Below are 14,218 nucleotides of genomic sequence, written 5' to 3'. Positions count from 1 at the left end.
AACGGAAGGAACCGATAATGACCGAGTTCAACGACCGCGTCATCGCGGAGTTCCGGGCGCGCCGCGGCCACGTCGGCGCCTGGGGGACCAACCTGGTCCTCATCCACCACCGCGGTGTACGGACCGGGACCGCGCGGGTGAACCCCGCGATGTCCCTGCGCGACGGCGACGGCTGGCTGGTGGTGGGATCCGCGAAGGGTGCGCCGCGCGACCCGGCCTGGACGGTCAACCTGCGCGCTCACCCCGACACCGAGATCGAGGTCGCGATCGACGGCGATATCGCCACCGTTCCGGTGCGTGCCGTCGAACTGGCCGGCCAGGAGCGCGAGGCCGCGTTCGCGCGCTTCGTCGAGATGGCGCCCGCCTTCGCGTCCTACCAGGCCAAGGCGCCGCGACCGCTGCCGGTGATCCGCTTCGTCCGCCGCGGGCCCGAAAGCTGAAGCGTGTCACGGGCCGGGCCCGCCGTCAGGCCGGCGGGCCCGGCTCCCGCTGTTCGGCGGCGGCCAGGTTGCCTTCCAGGACGTGCAGCGCGTGCAGCACCCGGTCCCGCTCGGCGGCGTCCATCTCGCCGACGGTGAGCGACTCCAGCTCGGCCCAGATCCGCTCCACGCTCTGCTTCAGCGCGAGGCTGGCACGGGTGGCCTCGATGATCGTCGCCCGCTTGTCGGTGGGGCTGGGGGTGCGCCGGACGAACCCGGCCGCCTCCAGCCGGCGGACCGAACGCGCCACCGAAGGCGCGTCGGATTCCAGGGTCCGGACGAGGTCGACCTGCCGCTGCGGTCCGCGATCCCACAGCTGGATCATCAGCAGCTCCTGGCCGGGATAGAGGCCGACGTCGCGGAGCAGCCGGCCCGCGAACGCCTTGTGCAGCCGCGCGACACGGAAGATCGCATGGCTGATCGGACCGAGGCCGGCGACCGAGCCCTCCGCCGGCCCGTCCGCCGCACCCGCTGTCTCCGCCACGGTCTCGAGATTACCGAGCCCGAGCGTGCGGGGTCGCCGCGTCGCGCAGGGGTGCGCCGGTCAGCGTTCGGCGGGGTCGGGCGGGAGGATCCGGCACAGCGCTTCGATGGCCTGCGCGTAGCCGTGGTCGGGAGGGGTGGCGTAGCCGACGACCAGTCCGTCCTCGGTGGGCATGGTGGCGTCGGGGTGGCGGAAGTCGGCGAGCCCGTCCAGGGCGACGGAGTGCCAGGTGGCGGCCTTGACGGTGGAGCGCTCCGTCCGGGGCGGCAGGCGCAGGACCGCGTGCAGCCCGGCGGCGATGCCGGTGGGCGCGATGTGCGGGGCCCGGGCGGCGAGGGCGGCGACGAGCCGGTCGCGGCGTGCGCGGTAGCGCTGGCGCATGCGGCGGACGTGCCGGTCGTAGTGCCCTGATTCGATGAGGTCGGCGAGGGTGAGCTGGTCGGTCACGCCGGCCCATGCCTCCCGCTCTCCCTTGGCCGTCAGGACGGCCGGGACGTGGTGCTCGGGCAGCACCATCCAGCCCAGCCTCAGCGCCGGTGACAGGCTCTTGCTGACCGAGCCGATGTAGACGACCCGTTCGGGGTCGAGGCCCTGGAGGGCGCCGACCGGTTCGCGGTCGTAGCGGAACTCGCCGTCGTAGTCGTCCTCCAGGATCACGCCTCCGCAGGTCCGGGCCCAGTCCAGCGCGGCCACGCGCCGCTCGGGGTGCAGCGGCCCGCCGGTCGGGAACTGGTGCGCCGGGGTGAGCAGCGCCGCCCGCACTCCCTTGAGGTCCGCCAGTTCGGCGGTCCGGGCACCGTGCGCGTCGAGGGTGAGCGGGACGGTCCGGACGGAGGCGGCGGCGAGGAGCGAGCGGTGGAAGGCGAGCCCGTACGACTCCACGGCCAGCGGGCCGCGCAGGACCCGGCCGCCGAAGAGCAGCCGCAGGGCATGGGCGAAGCCGGAGCACACCACGATCCGGTCGGGCGCGGTCCGGATGCCGCGGGCGCGCGCCAGGTACTCGGTGAGGGCGCGGCGCAGTTCGGGGCGGCCCTGCGGATCTCCCGGGCCGAAGGCTTCGTTCGGTGCGGCGTTCAACGCGCGGCGGGCGGCGGCCAGCCAGGCGGAGCGCGGGAACGCGGAGGCGTCCGGCCGCCCCTGCCGCAGGTCGTGCGCCGGCGGCGCGGGGCGGGCCGGCGCCACCTTCGGTACCCGGGGCGGGCGGACGGGTTCGGTGCGCGGTGCGACGCGGGTGCCCGAGCCCTGCCGGGCGATCAGCCATCCCTCGGCGGCCAGTTCGGCGTAGGCGTCGGCGACGGTGTTGCGGGCCAGTCCGAGGTCGGCGGCCAGTGACCGGTACGGGGGCAGCCGGGTGCCGGGGGCCAGGCGCCCGTCCCGCACGGCCTCGCGCAGCGCGTTGCTGAGGACGGCGCGGCGGCCGCCCGGTCCGGCAAGGTCCAGATGCAGGTCGCTGCCGAGCCGTTCCGCCAGATTGACCCATGATTCCGCCACGAAAATGAACCCTATCCAAGGTCTTTCGGGTCCCTAGCGTGGTGGTCATGACGCATGAGAGCACCCACGAGAACACCCCTGCCCCCGCTGCCCGGGTCGACTTCGCCAAGGCCGCCCCCAAGGCGTTCAAGGCTCTGATCGGTTTCGACGCCGCGGCGCGCGAGGGGCTGGACCCCGCACTGGTCGAACTGGTCCAGATCCGCGCCTCGCAGCTCAACGGGTGCGCCTACTGCCTGCACATGCACACCTCCGACGCCCGCAAGGCCGGCGAGAGCGAGGAGCGGCTCCACATGACGGCCGTCTGGCGCGAGGCGGCGGGCTTCTTCACCGACCGTGAGCGGGCGGCGCTCGACCTCACCGAGGCCGTCACCCTGGTGTCGCGGGGCGGCGTCCCCGACACGGTCTACGCCCGCGCCGCCGGACTGTTCGGGGAGGACGAGCTGGCGCGGCTGCTGGCCCTGATCTTCACGATCAACACCTGGAACCGCATCGCCATCAGCACCGCGAAGGTGCCGGGCACCGACGAGCGGGCGCCCCGCGCATGACCGCCGCCTCCTCCACGCCCGCTGTCCTCCCCTCGAATGGAAGGTGACCCTCAGATGGCAGACGAACGGAACGGACCGGCGCGGTTCCGCCGGCCGGCCGCGGCGCTGGCGCTGCTGGCGTTCGCCCAGCTGATCATTTCCCTGGACTACAACATCGTGTACGTGGCGTTGCCGGAGATCGGCTCCGAGCTGGGCTTCTCGGCGCAGACCCTGCAATGGGTGGTCAGCGCCTACGCGGTGGCGTTCGGAGGGTTCCTGCTGCTGGGCGGCCGGGCGGTGGACCTGTTCGGCCCGCGCCGCGTCTTCATGGCCGGGCTGGCGCTGTACGCGGTGTCATCGCTGGCGGGCGGGCTGGCCGGCTCCCCGGTGCCGCTGGTGGCCGCCCGTGCGGTGCAGGGCCTGGGCGGGGCGCTGCTGTTCCCCGCCACGCTGACGCTGGTTTCCACCGGGTTCACCGAAGCCCGCGAACGCAACCGGGCGTTCGCGGTGTGGGGCACCGCCGGAGGCAGCGGCATGATCCTGGGCTCGCTGTTGGGCGGCGTGCTCACCCAGGCGTTCGGCTGGGCCGCGGTCTTCTATGTCAATGTGCCGCTGGCCGCCGCCGCGGCGCTGCTGGCCCTGCCGCTGTTCCCGCACGACGCCGTCCGGCGGGCGGGCCGCCGGTTCGACGCGGCCGGCGCGCTGACCGCGACGGCCGGGACGACGCTGGTGGTGTTCACGCTGGTGCAGGGGCCCGAGTCCGGCTGGGACGCGCCGTCGGTGGTGGGCGCGGCGGGGCTCGGCACGGCGCTGCTGGCGGCGTTCGCCGCGATCGAGGCCCGCAGCGCCGACCCGCTGCTGCCGCTGCGGCTGCTGCGCGGCCGCGACCTGTCCACCGGCGCTTTGGTCACGTTCCTGTACATGGCCACCTTCGGCACCCTGCTGTACTTCCTGACCGTCTACTTCCAGGTCGTCCGCGGGTACGACGCGATGCGCACCGGGCTGGCCTTCCTGGTCCCGATGGCCGCGATCGTCGCCGGATCCCAGCTCGCCGGGCGGCTGGCGACGGCCCGCGGTCCCCGCACCGCGATGCTCGCGAGCCTGGCCGCCGGCGGCACCGGCGCCCTCGTCCTCGGCGCGAGCCTCGGCACCGGCAGCTCCTACCTGAGCCTGCTGCCGGGACTGATCGTGCTGGGCGTCGGGCAGGGGGCGGGCTACACCCTGATGTTCGGCGCGGCCACCGCCGCCACCCCGGACCACCAGCAGGGCATCGCCTCCGCGGTGGCCTCCACCACCCAGCAGGCCGGCGGCGCCGTCGGCCTGGCCGTCCTGGTCGCCATCGCCAACGCCCCCACCGCGGGCGTGACCGGGCCCGCCCTGCGCGCGGCCACCACCGACGGGCTGCGCGCCGCGGTGTTCGCCGCGTCCGCCGGGATCGCCCTCACCGCCCTGGCCGCCCTCGGATTCACCCCCCGCCCGCGGGCGCACCCGACTCGGACGACCGGGGACGCGGCCGAACGCGTCACCGCCTGATCCCGTTCTTCTGGAACTCCCCAAAAGAGGAAGGGAGTCATGGACGCCGGGAAACGCCGTCCGCCGCGGGAAGCCTGCTCGGCGGGCCGGGCCGGACGGCCCGGCCGCCCGGCCCGGCGGCAGCGGTCGGTCAGGTCGAGTGCGGCGCGGAGGATGGCGTCGGCGGTGAGGCGGGGGAGGACACCGCCCCAACCGCCGGAGACAGCAGTTCGATGGCGTTCCCACCGAGGACACCCGCGACCTGGTCGTCCGGTATGACCTTCCGCACCAGATCGATTCCGTGCCGGGTCGACCAGTACGGGTAGTCGCTGGAGAACAGCAGCCGTGAAGGCCCGACCAGGTCCGCCAGCAGGCTGAGGGACTCGGGCTGGTTGCAGACCGTGTCGAACCACATCCGGCGCAGGTAGTCCGCGAACGGCCGGTCCAGGTCGGGCCACCATCCCTTGCCCCGGTACACGTCGATCCGGCCGTGCAGATACGGCAGCGTCCCCCCGACGTGCGGATGAACGATCTTGAGCCGTGGATGGCGATCGAGGACGCCGCCGACGATGAGGGACATCGACGCGAAGCTCGTGTCGAACATGTATCCGATCGTCACTTCCATCTTGTAAGGCGTGACCCTCGGTTCCCGGAAGGAGCGGGTCGGATGCAGGAAGAGGGGGAGCCCGAGTTCCTCCGCCCGCGCGTAGACCGGCCACACCCGCTCGTCCGCGACCGACATCCCATCGATGCTGCCCGGCAGGTAGATCCCGCGCAGGCCGAGCCGGCCGACGGCGTCCTCTAGCATGTCGAGTGCCAGATCGGGATGCTTGAGCGGGAGGTGCGCCAGCGCTGCGAAGCGCCCGGGATGGGTCGCCTGGGCGCGGGACAGCTCCTCGTTGAGGAGCAGACACAGGTCGCGCGCCTCCGCGCGGTCCCGGTCGTTGACGTCGCCCGCCGCCGCCACGCTGACGACGGCCATGTCGATCCCGGCCTCGTCCAGCACCCTGACCTGATGGTCGAGGTCGGTGAACCGCCGGTCGTACTTCCAGACCTCGTCGGGCGAGACTTCATAGACGTAACCCTCCGCGGTCCGTACCGCTCGGGGGCCGTGCGTTCTTCCGATGTGCGCGTCGAGAAACGCGGGTGGGTACCAGTGCCACTGGCTGTCGACCACGGCCATGCCTTGCCTCCGTTGGTGTCGGTGAGAGTCCCGGGGCGGGGGCGCGGGACGGGGAGCGTCAAGACGTCCGGATCACCGGCGGGACGGCGCCCGCAGGTCCGGGACCGCGATGTCGCCGTCGATGACGACCGGCTCGTCGTCGAGGAACAGGCTGCACCCGCGCATGGGAATGTCGAGGTGGCAGGCGGTGTCGTTGGGGCCGCCCAGTTCGTTGTTCGGGCCGATCGAGAACATGACGTTGCCGTAGACGGAGCGCAGCTCCATCCCCATTCCGCCTGGGAACGACGGCTGCGCGAGCCCGTGCCAGTGCGCGCGTTCGTCGAGACCCCACCCGATGTGGGACATGCCGTAGCCGCGCGGGTCGTCGAACGACGTGATGTAGGAGCGGATGAGGTCCGCGTCGAACCCTCCGCGTATGTCGGTGATGAATCCCTTCTCGATCGTGAATTCGACGCGGTCGGTCACGTACGAGTTCTGCGGCAGGAGCACATCACCGGGGCCGAGGACGATCCGGCCGTCGACGCCGTCGTCCGCGGCCCCGGTGAACACGAAGCCCGCCGGCCAGTGGTCCCACCGGCCCGGTGTGTCGGTGTAGCCGTATTCGGGAACGGTCGGGTACGCGCCGAGCCGGTAGGTCACGTCGGTGCCGTGCTCGTTGGTGAAGCGCAGCGTCGATGCCTTCTCCAGCAGTCCGGCGGCGGCCTCGACCCGCTCGCGCAGTGCCGGGCTCGGGGTGAGTCGCGCGAGCAGTTCGATCGGCTCGACGACCGTGAGGATCCTGGTGCCGGCCGCCTGGACGGCGAACTGCTCGGGTGAGAAGAGCAGGAACGCCAGGTCGATGAGCATGTCCGACTGCTTCAGCGCCTCGACCGCTTGCGGGCTCGCGGCGAGCTCGGTCGAGCCCACCGACCAGGTTCCCGCGTCCGGGAGGGGGTGCGGCAGGCGCAGGTGAAAGGTGGTGGCGCCGAGGCTCCTGGCCGCGTACATGAAGGCGTCGGCGTAGTCGAGCCGTTCGCGCCCCCGCGACAGCACGGTCACCCGCTCGCCTTCGTGGACGCCGCACAGTGTCAGCTGGTCGCGGAACAGTCCGTGGATCAGGCTCTGGTCGTACATCGTCATTCCTCTCAGAGGTGGTCCCGCAGGGCGGCCCAGAACCCGTCCGGGTTGTCCCACGGCACCATGTGGCCGGCGTCCGGAACGGAGATCACCGGGAGTGCCGGGTTGGCGCGTGCGAGTTCGGCGGCGTCGGCGTCGGTGACGACCGGGCTCGCCTCGCCGCGCACCAGGGCGGCCGGTGGGAGCAGCCGGCGCCAGAGGTCGTGGAAGTCGTCGCGGTGGAAGCCTTCGAGCGTTTCCAGGACGGCGGCGGGGTCGCAGGTCGGCAGTTCCCGTGCCCTGATGGCGATCTCACGCTCCGGCCAGCGGGGGTAGCGCGCCCGGATCGGCTCGGTGCGGCCCGCGGCCCGGCGGGCCTCGCCGAGCTGTGCGAGGAAGTCCTCCCGGGTGGTCGGGTAGGGCCGCCGGCCCGGACCCGAGAGCGGCGGGTCGACCAGGACGATCCGGCCGTGCCGGCCGGGGTGCCGCACCGCGTACGCCGCCGCGATGCGCGCGCCGAACGAATGGCCGAGGAGCGCCGGCGCGTCCAGTTCCAGGGACGCGACGATGGCCGCGACGTCGTCCACGTGGTGGCCGAGCGTGTAGTGGCCCGCGGGGGCCCGCCCCGATCTGCCGCGGCCGCGCAGGTCCGGCACGTGGACCGTGTACCGGTCGGCGAGGGCGAGGGCGATGAACTCCGCCGCATGCGCGGTGGTGGTGATCCCCGGCAGCACCAGCAGCGGCGGGGCGCCTCCGCCGCCGTAGCGGAGAACCCGCAACCGGAGGCCGCCGGCGTCCACCGGCAGGCCGGCCCCGCTCGGCTCCCGCACGGCGGCTCCCTCCCGCGTCCCTGCGGGGCCCGGCGGTCGGCCGGGGTCATCATCCGATGCCATGGGAGAAGTGGATCCACTTAGGGAGCAGAAAGTCAAGTCCCCCTACAAAACGAGGGAGAGTTGAATACAGTTGGGAAGCGGAACGACACGCCCTGATTCGCCGTGCTCGGGCGTGCCGTCCACCGACTGGGAAGACATGGTGATGAGCGCTGAAATCGGGTTGCCGCAGCGAGCCGACGGCCGCCGGCTGGTCGTCGACATCCACGCCCACGTCCGCCAGCTGATCCTCGACGGGACGCTGCCGCCGGGGTCGACCGTGGCCCAGGCCGAGCTGGCGAGGACGCTCGGAGTCAGCCGCACGCCGTTGCGCGAGGCCTTCCGCATGCTGCAGGAGGAGGGACTTCTCGAGACCGCGCCCAACCAGCGCGCGCGCGTCAGCGACATCGACGTCGCCTACGTCGATCAGGTCTACGGTGCGAGGATCCTCCTGGAGTCCCTGGGCATCGCGCTCACCCTGCCCGAGCTGGACGCGGAGCGACTCTCGGAGATGAGGGCGCACCTGGAGCGGATGGCGGAGCTGGCCGAGGCCGGCGACTGGAGGTCGTGGCAGCAGGCGCACCACGACTTCCACGCGGTGCACAGCACGCGCGTCGGCGGTCAGGTGCGGCAGATCATGTCGAGCCTGGCGGAGCACTGCCAGCGGTACATCACGCAGAACCGGGTGCATGAGGCGCAGACCCTGGACGTCGCCCACAGGGAGCACACGAAGCTGCTCGAGGCGCTGGAGAGCGGCGACCAGTCCACGGCCGTCGAGTCGATAGCCAGGCATCTCGCGAGGACCGTCCTGACGACGATGGCGCACGCCGCGCCCGAGTACGAGCCGGTCGGCGTCCGGACGGCGCTGCGCATGGTCCTGGGCACCTCGCAGGGCTGATCCCATCCCCCTGACCTGCGTTTTCGCGACTCGGCGCGGGGTGGCGGCCGAGCCTTGGGCGGTGCGCCCGCGGCGGCTGCGTGCTCCGCACTCGACCCCAAAGTGGATCCAGTTTGCCTCGCGGACCCTTGACTTACCACGATGAAGTGTGTTCACTTTGCCCCTACGTTCCGTCGGAGCGAGGGGAGCGGGACATGCTGGAAGCCACCTACCGGGAGGCCGGGTTCGGACGCCCCGTGCGTCGCGGCCGCCGCCCGGCCGTGGTCGTCGTCGACTTCAGCGAGGGATTCACCGATCCGTCGTTCCCCACCGGGGCCGACATGTCGGCCGAGGTCGAGGCGTGCGCCGTGCTGCTGGCCTCGGCGCGGGAACGGGGCTTGCCCCGCGTCTTCACCACGATCGCCCACGACGGCCCGCAGGACGCCACCGCGTGGTGGGACAAGGCGCCCGGTCTGCGCACGTTCATGGCGGGGTCGCCGGCCGTCCGGCTGGACGAACGCCTGGGCCGGCGGGCCGGCGAGGCACTCGTGGTCAAGAGGGGGCCGTCGGCGTTCCACGGCACCGACCTGGCCGGCCGGCTCACCCGCGATCGCGCCGACACGGTGATCGTGTGCGGGGCGACCACCAGCGGGTGCGTGCGCGCGACCGTCGTCGACGCCATGCAGCTGGGCTACCCGGTTCTGGTGCCGCGCGAGTGCGTGGCGGACCGGGCCCGGGGGCCGCACGAGGCGAGCCTGTTCGACATGGACCAGAAGTACGCCGACGTCGTCACCCTCGCCGAAGCGCTCGCCTACCTGGCGGGCATCACGGCCGCCGATTGATCCGCGCGGCCGGGCAAACGGGCTCCCGAAGCGGCAGTCACCCCATGGGAGGGGTCAGTTCAATGGTTTCTCTGAGAACCGCATCCACGATGGCGGCCGTCCTGCTGACGATCTCGGCATGCGGCACCGGGCAGGGCGCGTCGGACGGCACCGGCCGCTGCGGCACCTTCACCCTCGGCGCGCTGGACGACGACTCGCACCGCGCGGCCTACCACGCGATCGAGAAGGGCCGCGTGAAGTCCGAGGTGATCGGCGAGTTGAAGATCAATTATCTGCAGATCCCGGCGCTCATCCAGGCGACCGCCTCCGGGCAGTACGACGTGGTCGGCACCTCACTGCCGGGTGTGGTCAACGCGCGCGAGAAGGGTGGTGTCGACCTGCGCATCGTCGGCCTCATCCAGGCGCAGACCGGCGGCGGGACCAAGACCTTCGTCCCCGCCGGATCAGGCATTCGGAGCGGGCACGACCTGAAGGGGAAGACGGTCGGCGTCAGCGGGTTCGGGTCGAGCGTGATGATGTCGACACAGATCGTCTACACGAAGAAGTACGGCCTGGACGCCAAGGCCGAGGGCGGTGACATCAAGTACGTCGAACTGGATCCGCAGACGATGTACAGCGCCCTCAAGAAGGGCGACATCGACGCCGCCGTCATGTTCCATCAGACGGGCTGGCGTGCGGGCAATGACCCCGGCCTCCGGGTCGTGGCCGACATCGACAACGACTTCCGCGAGGTCAGCGGGGCATGGCTGGTGGGTGCCGCCTATGTCGTGCCGGGCGACCTGCTGAAGAAGAAGGCGAAGTGCGTCGCCGAGTTCCAGCGCATGATCGGCGAGTCGGTCGCCTACGCGGAGCAGAACGTGAGCGAACTGGCGCCGGAGATCAGCAGGCAGACCGGCGTCGACGCCGAGTTCATCGAGTACTGGTGGAACCAGAAGTCCTACCGGTTCGGGGGCGGTACCGACGCCGAATGGATCGACTGGGCGGGCAGGTTCTACCGGCTCGCGCACGAGGGCGGGTACCTGCCGAAGAACCCGGACCTCGGCGAGATCGTGGTCAACGGCGGCACCGGTGAGTGAGCACGGCATGGGCGCCATGGTCCTGGACGAGCAGGGCGGCACCGGACGCGGGGCGCGGGACCACGACCCCGTCCCCGGCGGCGGAGCGGCGCGGCCCGGCCGCCGCCGGATCCTCGCCCACCTGCTGGCCGACGGTGTGCCGCTGCTGCTGCTCGCGGCGTGGTTCTGGTACTCGGCGAACGTCTCCGCGGCCGAACTGCCGAATCCCGTCGAGGTGGGCCGGGAGAGCATCGACCTGCTGATCGGCGAGGGCGCGGTGCACACCTGGACCTCGATGGGCCGGATCGTGCTGGCGGTGCTGCTTGCCACGTGCATCGGCAGCCTGCTCGTCTTCCTGGCCGGCGTCGCACCGGTCACCGAACTGCTGATCGGCAAGCGGGTGCTGCCGTTCTTCAACAGCGTCCCGGCTCTCGGCTGGGCGATCCTCGGCGTCATCTGGTTCGGTGTCGGGGACTTCTCGGTCGTCTTCGTGGTGACCGCGATCACGATCCCCTTCTGCCTGGTCAACCTGTGGGAGGGCAAACGCGCGCTCGACCCCGGACTGCTGGAGATGGGCCGCAGTTTCACCCGGTCGCGGGTCCGTGTGCTCTTCTCGATCGAGCTGCCGCTGCTGGTGCCCTACATCTTCGCCGCGGCCCGCCTCTCCTTCTCGGTGGGGTGGAAGGTCGCGCTCATCGCCGAGTTCTTCGGCTCGCAGACCGGGCTGGGACTCGTCATGAACCGGGCGAGGCAGTCCTTCGACTCGCCGACGGTCTTCGCCACGATCGTCGTGGTCCTCGTGATCGTCAGCGTGGTGGAACGGCTCCTCTTCGACCCCCTGGCACATTGGTTCGCCAAGCGGACCGGAACGGCGGTGGCGCGGTGAGCACCCTGGACATCCGGAACCTGGAAGTCCGGTTCGGCGACGAGGTCGTCATCGACGGCATCGATCTCGGCATCCGCGACGGGGAACTGGTCACGCTGCTCGGGCCGAGCGGCTGCGGCAAGTCGACGATGCTGCGCATCCTCGGCGGACTCGCCGACCACCACGGCGGCAGCGTCACCGTGGACGGCCGTCCGGCGGCGCAATCATGGGACCGGCTCGCGTACGTCTTCCAGGCCGCCCGCCTGGCGCCGTGGCGAACCGCGCTGGACAACGTGGTCCTCGGCATGAAGCTGCGCGGTGTCGAGGGCTCGAGGCGCGAGATCCGGGAACGCGCCCGCGGCTTCCTGGAGACGGTGGGCATCGGCGCCCTGGCGGACCGCCCCGCGCACGCGCTCTCCGGCGGGGAGCAGCAGCGGGTCTCGATCGCCCGGGCGCTGTCGGTGGAACCGAGCGTGCTGATGATGGACGAGCCGTTCAGCGCGCTCGACGTGCAGACGCGGCGGCGCCTCCGGCAGGAGATCGTGTCGCTCTGGGAACGCACCGCGCTCACCATCGTGCTGGTCACCCACGACATCGAGGAAGCCCTTGTCGTGGGCAGCCGCGTCGTCGTCTGCTCCCCGAAACCGACGGGGATCCTCGCGGACATCGACGTGGACATGCCCTATCCCCGTGACCCGGCGACCGCCGAATTCGGCGAACACCGCAAGCGCATCGCCGCCCTGTTCGGCTCCGACGAAGCCGCCGGCGGCCGGACCGTGACGGACGTTCGCTGACGTGCGGGTCGATCTCATGCTGAACGGCAAAGGGAGAATTCTGTGAGTGCGGACATTCAGTCCTCAGATGTGCCGGCCTTCCGTCTCGGGACGGCGATCCGCGGTGACGGGCGGACGGTGGTCGTGGAGTCGCTGGGCTCGCTGTACGACCTGGCGGAACTGGTGCCGGCGGCCCCGCCCGCGAGTTCCGTCCAGGACCTGATCGAAAGCGGCTGGGACGCCGTCCTCGACGGGATCGCCGAGGCCCTGGCGGGCGGTCCGGCGGCGAGGCCGCTGGACGAGGGGTCCCTGCGCTGGCAGGCGCCGGTGACGCACCCGCGGAAGCTCATCTGCATCGGCACCAACTACAAGGACCACATCCGGGAGATGGGGTTCAGCCTCGACGCGCTGTCCGCCTACCCGTACAGCTTCCTGGCCCCGCCGACCACGACGCTGGTGGGGACGGGCCAGCGGGTCGCCGTCCCCGCGATCGCCGAGCGGATCGACTGGGAGGCCGAGGTCGCCGTCGTCATCGGCCGCCCCGCCCGCAATGTGCAGGCCGCCGACGCCCCCGGTCACGTGGCGGGGTTCGCGGTGCTCAACGACCTGTCCGCGCGGGACTGGAGCGGTCCGAACGCACCCGCGGTCGGCATCGACTGGGTCATGACCAAGGCGCACGACGGGTTCAAGCCGATGGCGCCGTTCGTCACGCCGGCGCGCTTCGTCGCCGCGCCGGAGAAGCTGTGGGTGCGGTCGTGGGTGAACGGCCGCCTGAAGCAGGACGGCTCCACCAGCGACATGGTGTTCGGCTTCTGGCAGATCATCGAGCACCTGTCCCGCATCATGACCCTGGAGCCGGGCGACGTCATCGCCACCGGCACTCCGGCGGGCGTCGGTCATGGCCGCCGTCCGCCCGAGTACCTCGCCGCCGGCGACCACGTCGCCGTCGAGGTCGAGTCGCTGGGGCGGGTGGAGACGACGCTGGTCGGGCAGGACGGCGCCGCGTCCGCCGCGTCCGCCGTGCCGGGTGGCCTGGCGTGACGGGTCGGGCGATGATGCGGGCGGCCGTCCTGGAGAGGCGCGGCGAGCCGGACGGGTCGTACGTCCGGTCGTGGCCGCGGCCGACACCTGGCCCCGGCGAGGTGCTGGTCGCGGTCCGCACCGTCACCACGGCGTCCTTCGACGTGCAGGCGCGCACGCTGCCGATCACGGAGCTGCCCAGGATCCTCGGGCAGGACCCCGCCGGGGTGGTCGCCGGGACCGGGGCCGGGGCGACCCGGTTCCGGGTCGGTGACCGCGTCACCGTCGGCGGCTTCCAGCCGTGCGGTTCGTGCGGGCCCTGCCGCGGCGGACGTCCGTTCTGCGACCGGCACGAAGTGCTCGGCATACAGCGCGACGGCGGCCAGGCCGAGTTCGTCACGGTGCCCGAAGAACTCGTGGTGCCCATTCCGGACGGCATCGGATTCGCCGAGGCGTCCACCATGGCCATCACCTACCCGGTCGCCTGGAACCTGATCAGCGTCAACGGGATGGTCCGCCCCGGCGACCGCGTACTGGTCATGGCCGCGGCCGGCGGTCTCGGTCTGGCCTGCGTCCAGGTCGCCCGCTCGCTGGGTGCGCACGTCGTCGCGGCGGTCGGCGCGCGGTGGAAGGCCGACCGGCTCCGGGAACTCCTCGGCATCGACTCGGTCGTCGACTACTCCCGGCCGGACTGGACCGAGGACGTACGCAGGATCACCGGTCCGGGCGGAGTCGACCTCGTCGCGGACAACATCTCCAACCCCGCGCTGTTCGAGGACACGCTGCGGCTGCTGGCGTCCGGCGGACGCCTCGTCACCTGCGGGGCGCACGGCGGTGGAGTCGTCAGCGTCGACATCCGCCGGCTGTACCTCAACCGCCAGTCGATCATCGGCGTGAACATCCCCGGCCAGGACGTCGTGACCGCGGTCTGGAGGCACGTCGAGCAGGGGCGGTTGCCGGCGCCCCCGCTCGTCGAGGAGTTCACACTCGACGATCTCCCGGACGTGCACCGCCTGATCGCCGCCCGGAAGACGATCGGCCGCACACTCATCCGGGTGAGTGAGGACGGCCCGCCGGGCGCCTCCCACCCGAACGATCACGACACCGAGGAGTCATAGTGCCCACTCCCCTGCCTCTCGAAGAGCGGTC

General features: G+C 71.9%; 15 protein-coding genes. 10 read left to right on the top strand and 5 right to left on the bottom strand.

Annotation, left to right across the window (positions count from 1 at the left end; genetic code table 11):
• The first annotated feature begins 17 nt into the window (after positions 1–17).
• Entirely contained in the window at positions 18–440 is a 423-nt protein-coding gene (locus tag E1284_RS01845) for a nitroreductase/quinone reductase family protein (RefSeq protein WP_131936330.1), read from the top strand.
• Positions 441–465: 25 nt separating this feature from the next.
• Here the strand turns inward: E1284_RS01845 and E1284_RS01840 are convergent, their stop codons facing one another.
• Complete coding sequence (locus E1284_RS01840) at positions 466–963, bottom strand: MarR family winged helix-turn-helix transcriptional regulator (protein WP_131936328.1); 498 nt, start codon at positions 961–963, stop codon at positions 466–468.
• A gap of 60 nt (positions 964–1,023) precedes the next feature.
• On the bottom strand, positions 1,024–2,454 hold the full coding sequence (pdxR, locus tag E1284_RS01835; RefSeq protein ID WP_131936326.1) for a MocR-like pyridoxine biosynthesis transcription factor PdxR: 1,431 nt from the start codon (positions 2,452–2,454) through the stop codon (positions 1,024–1,026).
• 47 nt (positions 2,455–2,501) lie between these two features.
• Between pdxR and E1284_RS01830 the strand changes: the two genes are divergently transcribed.
• Together E1284_RS01830 and E1284_RS01825 are read left to right on the top strand one after the other, a co-directional pair.
• Positions 2,502–2,999 (top strand): carboxymuconolactone decarboxylase family protein, encoded by a 498-nt coding sequence (locus tag E1284_RS01830; RefSeq protein ID WP_131936324.1) that lies wholly within the window; start codon positions 2,502–2,504, stop codon positions 2,997–2,999.
• Between the two features lie 54 nt (positions 3,000–3,053).
• A complete protein-coding gene (locus E1284_RS01825) occupies positions 3,054–4,511 on the top strand; it encodes an MFS transporter (protein WP_131936322.1) in 1,458 nt (485 codons plus the stop codon).
• Between the two features lie 130 nt (positions 4,512–4,641).
• Here the strand turns inward: E1284_RS01825 and E1284_RS01820 are convergent, their stop codons facing one another.
• The 3 genes from E1284_RS01820 to E1284_RS01810 form a co-directional block, all read right to left on the bottom strand.
• Entirely contained in the window at positions 4,642–5,673 is a 1,032-nt protein-coding gene (locus E1284_RS01820) for an amidohydrolase family protein (RefSeq protein WP_131936320.1), read from the bottom strand.
• Positions 5,674–5,745: 72 nt separating this feature from the next.
• Positions 5,746–6,786 (bottom strand): 2,5-dihydroxypyridine 5,6-dioxygenase NicX family protein, encoded by a 1,041-nt coding sequence (locus tag E1284_RS01815; protein WP_131936318.1) that lies wholly within the window; start codon positions 6,784–6,786, stop codon positions 5,746–5,748.
• A gap of 11 nt (positions 6,787–6,797) precedes the next feature.
• Positions 6,798–7,598 (bottom strand): alpha/beta fold hydrolase, encoded by an 801-nt coding sequence (locus E1284_RS01810; protein WP_207923502.1) that lies wholly within the window; start codon positions 7,596–7,598, stop codon positions 6,798–6,800.
• A 205-nt stretch (positions 7,599–7,803) separates the two neighbouring features.
• On the opposite strand from E1284_RS01810, the gene E1284_RS01805 reads away from it, so the two are divergent.
• From E1284_RS01805 to E1284_RS01775, 7 genes are all read left to right on the top strand, one after another.
• On the top strand, positions 7,804–8,535 hold the full coding sequence (locus E1284_RS01805) for a GntR family transcriptional regulator (RefSeq protein WP_165965090.1): 732 nt from the start codon (positions 7,804–7,806) through the stop codon (positions 8,533–8,535).
• Positions 8,536–8,729: 194 nt separating this feature from the next.
• Positions 8,730–9,356 carry an isochorismatase family protein gene (locus E1284_RS01800; protein WP_131936312.1) on the top strand — a complete coding sequence of 209 codons (627 nt, stop codon included), beginning with the start codon at positions 8,730–8,732 and terminating at the stop codon, positions 9,354–9,356.
• A 62-nt stretch (positions 9,357–9,418) separates the two neighbouring features.
• Entirely contained in the window at positions 9,419–10,432 is a 1,014-nt protein-coding gene (locus E1284_RS01795) for an ABC transporter substrate-binding protein (protein ID WP_165965089.1), read from the top strand.
• Entirely contained in the window at positions 10,425–11,297 is an 873-nt protein-coding gene (locus tag E1284_RS01790) for an ABC transporter permease (RefSeq protein ID WP_131936308.1), read from the top strand. Before E1284_RS01795 ends, E1284_RS01790 begins: the two co-directional genes overlap by 8 nt.
• Positions 11,294–12,070 carry an ABC transporter ATP-binding protein gene (locus tag E1284_RS01785; protein ID WP_165965088.1) on the top strand — a complete coding sequence of 259 codons (777 nt, stop codon included), beginning with the start codon at positions 11,294–11,296 and terminating at the stop codon, positions 12,068–12,070. Before E1284_RS01790 ends, E1284_RS01785 begins: the two co-directional genes overlap by 4 nt.
• A gap of 69 nt (positions 12,071–12,139) precedes the next feature.
• The gene (locus E1284_RS01780; protein ID WP_207923501.1) at positions 12,140–13,090 is read left to right on the top strand and encodes a fumarylacetoacetate hydrolase family protein; all 951 of its coding nucleotides are present in this window, start codon (positions 12,140–12,142) and stop codon (positions 13,088–13,090) included.
• A complete protein-coding gene (locus tag E1284_RS01775; protein WP_131936304.1) occupies positions 13,087–14,187 on the top strand; it encodes a zinc-binding dehydrogenase in 1,101 nt (366 codons plus the stop codon). The genes E1284_RS01780 and E1284_RS01775 overlap by 4 nt, the downstream gene beginning before the upstream one ends.
• Positions 14,188–14,218: the final 31 nt, after the last annotated feature.

Origin of the sequence: Actinomadura bangladeshensis, from assembly GCF_004348335.1 — a bacterium.
In the GTDB taxonomy this organism is placed as follows: Bacteria; Actinomycetota; Actinomycetes; order Streptosporangiales; family Streptosporangiaceae; genus Spirillospora; species Spirillospora bangladeshensis.
Note: the sequence above shows the minus strand (reverse complement) of the source record. Positions and strands in the feature narration are given on the sequence as shown.

Coding starts and splice junctions, on each gene's coding strand:
- E1284_RS01845 (WP_131936330.1), top strand. CDS start 18: ATGACCGAGTTCAACGACCGCGTCATCGCGGAGTTCCGGGCGCGCCGC.
- E1284_RS01830 (WP_131936324.1), top strand. CDS start 2,502: ATGACGCATGAGAGCACCCACGAGAACACCCCTGCCCCCGCTGCCCGG.
- E1284_RS01825 (WP_131936322.1), top strand. CDS start 3,054: ATGGCAGACGAACGGAACGGACCGGCGCGGTTCCGCCGGCCGGCCGCG.
- E1284_RS01820 (WP_131936320.1), bottom strand. CDS start 5,673: ATGGCCGTGGTCGACAGCCAGTGGCACTGGTACCCACCCGCGTTTCTC.
- E1284_RS01815 (WP_131936318.1), bottom strand. CDS start 6,786: ATGTACGACCAGAGCCTGATCCACGGACTGTTCCGCGACCAGCTGACA.
- E1284_RS01805 (WP_165965090.1), top strand. CDS start 7,804: ATGAGCGCTGAAATCGGGTTGCCGCAGCGAGCCGACGGCCGCCGGCTG.
- E1284_RS01800 (WP_131936312.1), top strand. CDS start 8,730: ATGCTGGAAGCCACCTACCGGGAGGCCGGGTTCGGACGCCCCGTGCGT.
- E1284_RS01795 (WP_165965089.1), top strand. CDS start 9,419: ATGGTTTCTCTGAGAACCGCATCCACGATGGCGGCCGTCCTGCTGACG.